This window comes from Parabacteroides sp. TM07-1AC (assembly GCF_003480915.1).
Taxonomy (GTDB): domain Bacteria; phylum Bacteroidota; class Bacteroidia; order Bacteroidales; family Tannerellaceae; genus Parabacteroides; species Parabacteroides chongii.
This window is the reverse complement of record NZ_QUKD01000020.1, coordinates 1-8098: the sequence shown is the minus strand read 5'-3', so window position 1 is coordinate 8098 and position 8098 is coordinate 1. Positions and strand designations below refer to the sequence as shown.

The following is an 8098-nucleotide window of genomic DNA, read 5'->3' as shown; positions in this document are numbered from 1 at the left end:
CATAAGCTCATAGAACCGCATCGAGTATTGGCTTGTAAATTCCATTGCCGTTTTAAGCTCATATTTCCTGAATCCCTTTGAGAAGTTGAGTACGGCATTATATATTTCCGGCTGTATCTCAAATCTTACCCAGCCCCTTTTATAGTTGAATTGTGGCTTCTCGATAATACCTATCACTTTCCATACCTGCCCGTCATCGAACTCAAAAGCCTTGTTTCTAAGGTCTAAAAGGGCTTTTTTCACACGGGTATAGTTCTCATCGTCATCGTTGGCTAAAAACGCAGAAATGGGCATTAAAACAACCCTGTCATCGTACAAATTCTTCTCGATTCGCAGCCCGGGATATAGTTTTTTTCCTTCAAGTTCACATTGCATAGCTTCTACAAGACGGTACAAAATGCGTTTTTCGTACACGGAAAAGTTATACTTTGATACGGTCATTAAATAACTCTGTATCACGTCTTTGTTCGTAATCTTTACAGCCATATTCATGTAATTTTAAAAACGAGAGATTGAATGTTCGCAAATATAGAAATTAAAAACGAGATTGAAAAATGTATCTCCACAAAAACATTCAAAAACTCGTTTTTAAAGAGCAAAATAACATTCAAAAACTCGTTTATAACATTCAAAAACTCGTTTTTAATCCCTTTTGTGTTGCTATAATTTGTTGATAGTTAGTAATTTATAAATGCAATTTCAAAAGTTGATAAGCATATAACAAGCTATGCTTTAAAACAAGTCAAAGAGATTTTAGGAGGTCAAGAAAAACGGAAATAGCCTAAAAACGAGTTTTTGAATACTTGTGAAAGCAAAGCAAAAGCCAAGCGCAGCGGGGTAAATCGAGCGAATTTTCCCGCGTGTTAATATGTGTTTAATTATGATTTTTTATGTATAAAGCGAGAATTTTCCGGGATGCGTTTTCGCTCCCGGATTTGATATAACTTTTTGTTATATAGTTAGTTACCATAACGCAACTTTTCCCATGCTTCCGATTTCAAGTTTAGCACTTATCCCCATAGCCTTAAAAACTCTTGCAATGGTGGAAAAGGTTAAGTTCTTACCGTTTTCAATTCGGGAGATTTGAGCACGCTGCACTCCTATCAGATTACCTAACTCCTCTTGGGTTAAGTTCTTTGATTGGCGAGCCTGTTTAATGGCTTCACCTATCAAAAAGGAGTTAAGTTCTTCTTCGTAGGCATCACGTTTGGGAGTACCTTTTTCCCCGATGTATTTATCCTCGATTTCTTCGAGTGTATAAAATTTCTTTGCTTCCATACGCTTTATCTTTTTGAATTAAAATAATCTTTTCTAATCTCTTCGGCTTTGGCTATTTCTTTGGGAGGTGTCTTTTGGGTTTTCTTGATAAACCCATGCGTTGCGATTACCAGAGTGTTTATCTTATCGTCCTTATCCCAAAAAGCAAGAAGCCTGTACTTGGTTTTGTTATAGAACGTTCTGAATTCCCAAATATCCGTATCATCCAATTTCTTGAATAAATCTGGATCAATTACAAAGGTAGATTTACGAATATTGCTAATGATCTTCTCACGTACCTTGTTGGGCAATCCGTCTAAAAACTCTTGGGCTTCGTTGGATAATTTGACCTTGAATCTTGATTTTGCTTCCATATAAAGTTTTTTAGTGTTGCAAAGATAATCTTTTGTTTCCATATAGCGAAACAATTTGTGTTTATTTTATGCAGCCTGTTGTGTCGTTTTTATGTGTTTTTTTGTTTGTGGAATAGGTTCTTTCTTAGTGCCTCGCTCCGACTTCTCCCCGTCCCCCTTGTACGAGCTTTCGCCGTACCGCAGGGGAGGGTGTTCGCCGGATGCGAAGCAGCCGAAAGAACAGCAAGAGGAAACCGGGCAAGCCCTGTTTTTTCCTCTTGCCCTGCGGGACTACGGCTGAAAATCAGCCGTTTAAGATTTTTAGCCACAATTATTTTGAAATTGTGGCTAAAATCATATCTTTGTAAATCAGAGATTTAATAATATAAGTAGCAATTAAAATCGCAATTGTATGGATAAGGAAACAACCACCTCGGTAACCATTGACCGGAAAACGTTTGCCCGGCTTGACAGGCTGGCAAAGTCCAATAATGTATCAAAGAAAGACTTCCTTTCCTGTGCGCTGGAGTACTTCGAGAAGTACGGCATCAATCCGGTTGAGCATGAAAGCCCGGCAAAGGAAATGCAGAAACTTATCAAACGCTGTGATCAGGTGATAGCGTTCATCAGGAAGCAGGAGCAGGATTTCTTGCGTCCGGCTTGTGAAGCCATGGGCAGTACAAGCATGAGAGTGACCATGAGCATGGACTCGATACTTACGGAAAAAAAGTTCAGCCAATACCAAAAAGACAATGACCTATTCATGCGTGACCTTGCAAGCCTTGCCGGGATAAGGGAGCAGGCTTTGGACCGGGCGGAAAAGGCAGTCGGTCAGTCGAGGGATATGCTTCTGAAGAACCAACAAGCCATTTATGCAAGGCTGGACGCTGTGACGCAAAGGCAGGAGAAGATCTTCTCCTATATCGCAAGCTATATCGATGCGAAAGGAAAAGCCGGGCTTTTCGATGATATAAAAGCCTTGTACAAGGACGAGAAGAACAAAAGGGAAAAGATATGAACGTGAAGATACAGGGAGGCGGTAACGGCACATATGCCAATACAGGCAGTTGCGTTGCGGTGACGAACTATCTCCAGCATGAGGATTTGGAGAGGATGAAGAAAGGGGAGGAGGTGCAGCCATTCTTCAACCAGTTCCGGGACTACGTGAGCGCAAGGGAGGTCACATTCAAGATAGACAACAACAAGGCTAAGTTAAGCCGGACTGACGCAAAGTTCTATGTTATCACTGTCAGCCCTTCAGAGAAGGAGCTGCGCTGCATGGGCGGAACTCCGCAGGAGCGTGCGGAAGCCTTACGGCGGTACATACGACAGGATGTGATGAGAAACTATGCGGAGGGCTTCGGAAAAGGCTTGAGAAGCGATGATGTGGAATATTACGCAAAGATCCACTTCAACCGGGACGGTGACAGTGACAGTGACAGTGATATGCACGCACATATCATCGTCAGCCGGAAAGACCGGAGCAACACCAGGAAGTTAAGCCCTAAAACGAACCACACCGGAAAGAAGAACTGCGGCAACGTGAAGGGAAGTTTTGACCGGACGGATTTTTTCCGGAAGTGTGAAAGCTCTTTTGATCGGCGAATGGGGTTTGACCGGGAGCCGGAGGAAAGTTTCGACTACCTTAACGCCGTCAAGAACGGCAACCCGGCAGAAATTGCCCGACAGGTGGAGCGTGCGCAGCGCATCAGAAAGGAGAAATGGGACAATCTCAAAACGGAGCTTCAAACCCGGCAGGAGCCGGAGATGTCAAAAATCCGACAGGTGGAGAAAACACCCGACATCGAGCAGCCCACTCCCAAGAAGCAGCAGGAGGAAGATTTGGAACTCCGGCAGAAGCCCAAAAAGAGCAGAGGTTTTGGCATGGGCAGTTGGTAATTTTTCTATTTTCCGGCACAAAGGTAGCTACGCACGCCGCATTTGTCAAGGGACGTTTCACTCTCCGGGTAAAAAATCTCCTGTGCTCGCTTCGCTCGTGCGGTATTTTTTACCCTTCGCCCTTGACAAATACTCTGTGCTTCGCTGGCAGGTGTTTAGGAAAAAAGAAAAAAATGTTGCTCTTTGGTGGGGTGTCCGTTTTGTCATTCTGTTACCGTTGTATTAAGTATTCGCTCTGTACTTCTTGATTTAGTATAATAGCAAAAATATGGGTTTATGAAAATGGAAGGACTGGCAAAATATTAATATTCAATATATTTCGCTATCTTTGCAGCCTCAAAATTGGATTAAGTATTTATTTAAAAGATTAAGGCAATGGTAAAAGCATGAAATACTAAAGATATAACATAAACATATAATTAATAGCGTTTACTATTATTCGGTATACTCTGAAAATTTGGCGATTAGATGATGTATAGACACGAATAAGTTCTGTGAACGCCTGCGCTATGCGTGGGTGGAACTTATCGTCTATACGGGTTACGCCAAATACCTCAGAGTGTTGATAAGGAAGCCCACGCTTCTTTTTTTTACGCTTTGGGGTATTTGTTTGTTGTGCCCGTATCGAATTATAGTTCGCACAACAAAAGCGTAGATGAAAAAATATTTTTTTACGAGAGAATCTTTATTGGCGATAGGGATTTTCATGTTTTCTTTTACCCATATATGGGCGCAAAATGGAGTGAAGGATAGTTTGTATAAGGAAATAAGTAATGATAAAAAATAAACTGCCCGTAAGATACACGGGACAGCATTTTACTATAGATAAAGTGCTGATAGATGATGCAATTAAAATTGCGAAAATAAATGAATCCGACACTGTTATAGATATTGGTGCCGGAAAAGGATTTTTGACTGTTCATTTAGTTCGTCAATGCACAAATCTAATTGCAATAGAGAATGATAAATCGCTATTGTCCATTCTAAAAAACAAGTTTTCTAACAACACGAATGTCAAAATTATTGATTGTGATTTTAGATGTTACACCATACCAAAAAGAAATTTTAAAGTTGTGTCTAATATCCCTTTCAGAATAACTTCTGAAATTTTAAAATCCTTGATGTTTGATAGTGTTGAGCATTTTATGGGTGGTTCATTGATAATGCAACTTGAACCTGCCCAAAAGTTATTTTCAAAAAAAGTTTTCAATCCATATATTGTGTTTTATCATACTTTTTTTGATTTAAAACTTATGTATGAAATATCTCATGAGAGTTTTTTGCCACCACCAAAAGTCAAGTCAGCACTTTTAAAGATTGAAAGAAAAAAAATGTCAATAAGTTATGAATTGAAAAGAAAATATCTGAATTTTCTCACTTTCTTGTTGCAAAAACCCGATTTGCCAGCCAGAACTGTATTAAAGACAATATTCAGAAAAAGTCAAGTCAGAGTTATTGCTGATAAATATGGAATAAATCTTAATTGTCAAATTGTTAGTTTGGCTGCAAAACAATGGGAATGTTGTTTTTTGGAAATGTTGGAGAGAGTTCCTGAAAAAAACCATCCCTCTTAATTGTTAGTTGATTAGAGTCTGATTCAGTAAAACAAAATTATTTTTTTTACTGAATCAAGATTAACTGTTTAATACACCATTTTAGTCATTAAGTAACTTCTATTTTACTTCCATGTAATATCCACAGGATTGCGTCTCGGAATAGAAGTTATTTTATAACTTGAATATCCAAATAGCATTGGACAAGCCGCTTTACGTTCTTCTGGTATTGATAACAAATCCTTTAATGGTTTATAATTGTCTATAGCCAACTTTACGAATCCAGCCCAACATGTACCGATACCAAAAGCGGGCGCAGCAATATCAAAATGAGTCAAAGCAATAATTGCTTCGGTAGGGTCATCAATTGGCTCAATAGGAACATGTGCAAAAAGTAAATGGGGAGCATTATGGCAAATCAAATCCAAACCACTATCCCAAGTTGAAATTATTGCAGGTACATAATCTGCTAGAGGATGTGATGTGTTTTGAATAGTTCGCATCCAATCAACGGTTAAACTTGCAACACGATTTACCTCTGATGGTTTATGAATAACAATCCATTTTACTGGTTGTCCATTCCCTCCAGATGGAGCATAACGGGCTATATCAATAACTTTAGCAATTAACTCTTTATTAACTGTCTTTGAAGAATAATGTCTCACAGAACGTCGACTTTTTATATACAATGCTATATTCTGTGGTTCAATCTGACTATCCAAAAAAGACGTATTAATTTTTTCGTCAAGAAGGAAATCTAAGGTAAGAGCCTTCTGTGCACAAAAAGACTCACAATGACCACATTTTAAACAATAATCCAATTTTTCTTCAGGTATGGTTGGATAATTTAAGGCTGTCGATTTATCAATGATTCCCATTACACATACAGTTGCGCAAGTATTGCATTTAGAACATGTTTTTCTGTCTATAAGAATTTGTGGCATTTTTGTCTCCTTTAAATTTTATTCAGCAATTACCGAAACCTGTTTTAGATGAAGTGTATCAATTGAAATTTAAAGAGGTGTTAGTTCCTGTCATGGGGATAGGTACAGCAGCTTTGTTTGTCTGTGATGGCTGGTTTACAGAACAGAGGGAGAATGTGCAGGATCTCCTTTCTGCCAAAGGAAGAAATAAAATCAAGTTTGATGATTATATGCAATATTCGCCAATGGTCGCAGTTTATGGGTTAAACCTTGCAGGTGTGAAAGGGAAGCATAGCTTTAAAGGCAGGACAATAATTTTGGCAATGTCTTATGCAACTATGGGAATGATTGTCAATACGATGAAATATTCGTTTAAAGAGAAAAGACCGGATAGTAATACTCGAAATTCTTTTCCATCCGGTCATACTGCTACGGCATTTATGGGAGCTGAATTTCTTTACCGGGAATATAGGGATGTGTCGCCATGGATTGGTTATGCAGGGTATGCGATAGCAGCAATTACGGGATACTTGAGAATATACAATGACAGGCATTACCTCAATGATGTGGTAGCAGGGGCTTGTATTGGTGTTTTGAGCACGAAACTGGCTTATTGGTTGTATCCTAAGATATTTAAGAAATCCGAATGTTACAAAGAGCATGTGGCGATAGTGACCTTGCCTTATTATTCCGCAAAAGAAGTTGGTTTGAACATGTGTATTTGTTTTTAGGGATAGACAAAGTAATGTTTATTAGTTTTATACATCTAATTCAGTGTTTACATGTATTTTTCCGAAAGTCTTTTGCTCGTCACGCACCCGGCACAGTTCCCGGTGCGCCTTTTCCTTGTATTCCAGCAAAGCGGAGTTTTCGGAGCGCAGCCGGGCAATCTCCCTTTCTTGTTCTTCGCTTTTGGCTTCTGCCTTTGCTTTTTCTTCGGCAGCATGGGCGATCAGTTCCGGCGCAGGGAGTTGCTTGGCGGTCTGTTCCCGGACTGCCTGTAATAGCTGGCGAACCGCTTCCGTTCCCTCGTTGTGTCGTTCCATGATCTTTGCGGATTGTTCCAGCCGCCCGGCAACCTTTTCTAATGGGGAGAGGTCAAAAGCTTCACCCCGGAGGTCGAACCCGGTTCTTTGGAAATAATCAACGGATAACTCGACAAATTCTTTGCGAGTTATACCCGTACCGTTTAAATACTCGTCTAATTTTTGGGCGTACTCTTGGCTTATCGCTATGGTGGTAAGCGGTGTTTTCCTCTTTTGCTTGCTTTCCTGTCCTTTTTCCATTGCTGTAAAATGCTATATTCTGTTGCAAAGGTAGTTATAAGTATTGTTATAGCAATTTATCACAAACATTATTGCAATTTATTGCGGTTATAGCAAAATAAATCATCTTGCTATTAGCTGGAAGTCATGGTAAACGCCCCCATTTCTTCCGCAGGCTTCCGGACATGGTTCGGTGAATATCACTGTTACGAATATTGCCCCGGCGAACTTCTCTATCTCTGTAACCATTGCCCGTAAATCCCTGCCATAGCCGTTTATTTCGGCTGGTACGATAACTTTATCACCTGTTTTCATAAGCTATTTTCTATCTTTTAATTTCCCTTTGATTGCATTGATAATATACCCCTTGGGGTTTTTCTTTTCTCTTGCTTTTCCCTTGAGAATGGAAAGCTCTAGCATTATGTCAAGCTCTTTTTGCGCAGCCTTGAAAAGGTCTATGTTGTTCTTTATCTCTTGGTCTGTGAATAGCAGGTCTTGTTTTAGATAGTTCCGTATGAGCCTGTCTAAGTCCCACCCTAAGCTGACCTGTTTTTGTAGTTCGTGCTTTTCGAGTTCCTCGTCCCTGTGCTCCGGCTGGTATTTTGGATATAGTTTTAGTGAATGGAAAGAACGTCCGTCCTTTAAGATTTTGTATTCAAAGGAATAGGGGCTTTTGGCGTCTAATTCTTCTTTCGCAGGCTTTACAATCCACTTGATAAAGTCGGGGTTTCGCTTGTATTTGTCTTGTACGCCGAACATGATTTTTAAGTCCTCGATTGTATAAATCAAGGGTCTTTCCTGTCCGCTCATAAGCTCATAGAACCGCATCGAGTATTGGCTTGTAAATT

Annotated in this window: 10 protein-coding genes and 1 pseudogene; 4 read left to right on the top strand and 7 right to left on the bottom strand. The window is 39.8% G+C overall.

Annotated elements, in window-relative coordinates:
* The 3 genes from DXD68_RS23875 to DXD68_RS23865 form a co-directional block, all read right to left on the bottom strand.
* A partial coding sequence (locus DXD68_RS23875) for a replication initiation protein (protein WP_147383026.1) occupies positions 1 to 486 on the bottom strand: 486 nt, incomplete at its 3' end.
* 477 nt (positions 487 to 963) lie between these two features.
* Positions 964 to 1278 (bottom strand): helix-turn-helix domain-containing protein, encoded by a 315-nt coding sequence (locus DXD68_RS23870; protein WP_007851388.1) that lies wholly within the window; start codon positions 1276 to 1278, stop codon positions 964 to 966.
* A gap of 5 nt (positions 1279 to 1283) precedes the next feature.
* Positions 1284 to 1631: a type II toxin-antitoxin system RelE/ParE family toxin gene (locus DXD68_RS23865; RefSeq protein ID WP_117589366.1), complete on the bottom strand. Its 348-nt coding sequence runs from the start codon at positions 1629 to 1631 to the stop codon at positions 1284 to 1286.
* A 391-nt stretch (positions 1632 to 2022) separates the two neighbouring features.
* On the opposite strand from DXD68_RS23865, the gene btgA reads away from it, so the two are divergent.
* From btgA to erm, 3 genes are all read left to right on the top strand, one after another.
* Positions 2023 to 2628, top strand: a complete 606-nt coding sequence (btgA, locus tag DXD68_RS23860; protein ID WP_117589363.1) for a mobilization protein BtgA — start codon at positions 2023 to 2025, stop codon at positions 2626 to 2628.
* Positions 2625 to 3509 carry a mobilization protein BtgB gene (gene btgB / locus DXD68_RS23855; RefSeq protein WP_118420586.1) on the top strand — a complete coding sequence of 295 codons (885 nt, stop codon included), beginning with the start codon at positions 2625 to 2627 and terminating at the stop codon, positions 3507 to 3509. Before btgA ends, btgB begins: the two co-directional genes overlap by 4 nt.
* 773 nt (positions 3510 to 4282) lie before the next feature.
* Positions 4283 to 5083 (top strand): 23S ribosomal RNA methyltransferase Erm, encoded by an 801-nt coding sequence (gene erm, locus DXD68_RS23850; protein ID WP_118158801.1) that lies wholly within the window; start codon positions 4283 to 4285, stop codon positions 5081 to 5083.
* A gap of 104 nt (positions 5084 to 5187) precedes the next feature.
* Here the strand turns inward: erm and DXD68_RS23845 are convergent, their stop codons facing one another.
* Entirely contained in the window at positions 5188 to 5940 is a 753-nt protein-coding gene (locus DXD68_RS23845; protein WP_225883635.1) for a nitroreductase family protein, read from the bottom strand.
* Positions 5941 to 5999: 59 nt separating this feature from the next.
* Here DXD68_RS23845 and DXD68_RS23840 point away from each other — a divergent pair, with 59 nt between their 5' ends.
* Positions 6000 to 6716 (top strand): phosphatase PAP2 family protein, encoded by a 717-nt coding sequence (locus DXD68_RS23840; RefSeq protein WP_233577304.1) that lies wholly within the window; start codon positions 6000 to 6002, stop codon positions 6714 to 6716.
* A gap of 27 nt (positions 6717 to 6743) precedes the next feature.
* On the opposite strand, the gene DXD68_RS23835 is transcribed toward DXD68_RS23840, so the two are convergent.
* The 3 genes and pseudogenes from DXD68_RS23835 to DXD68_RS23825 form a co-directional block, all read right to left on the bottom strand.
* The gene (locus DXD68_RS23835; RefSeq protein ID WP_117589362.1) at positions 6744 to 7271 is read right to left on the bottom strand and encodes a hypothetical protein; all 528 of its coding nucleotides are present in this window, start codon (positions 7269 to 7271) and stop codon (positions 6744 to 6746) included.
* A 102-nt stretch (positions 7272 to 7373) separates the two neighbouring features.
* Entirely contained in the window at positions 7374 to 7565 is a 192-nt protein-coding gene (locus tag DXD68_RS23830; RefSeq protein WP_016274500.1) for a hypothetical protein, read from the bottom strand.
* A gap of 3 nt (positions 7566 to 7568) precedes the next feature.
* Positions 7569 to 8098: pseudogene (locus DXD68_RS23825) on the bottom strand (replication initiation protein); the annotation flags it as partial.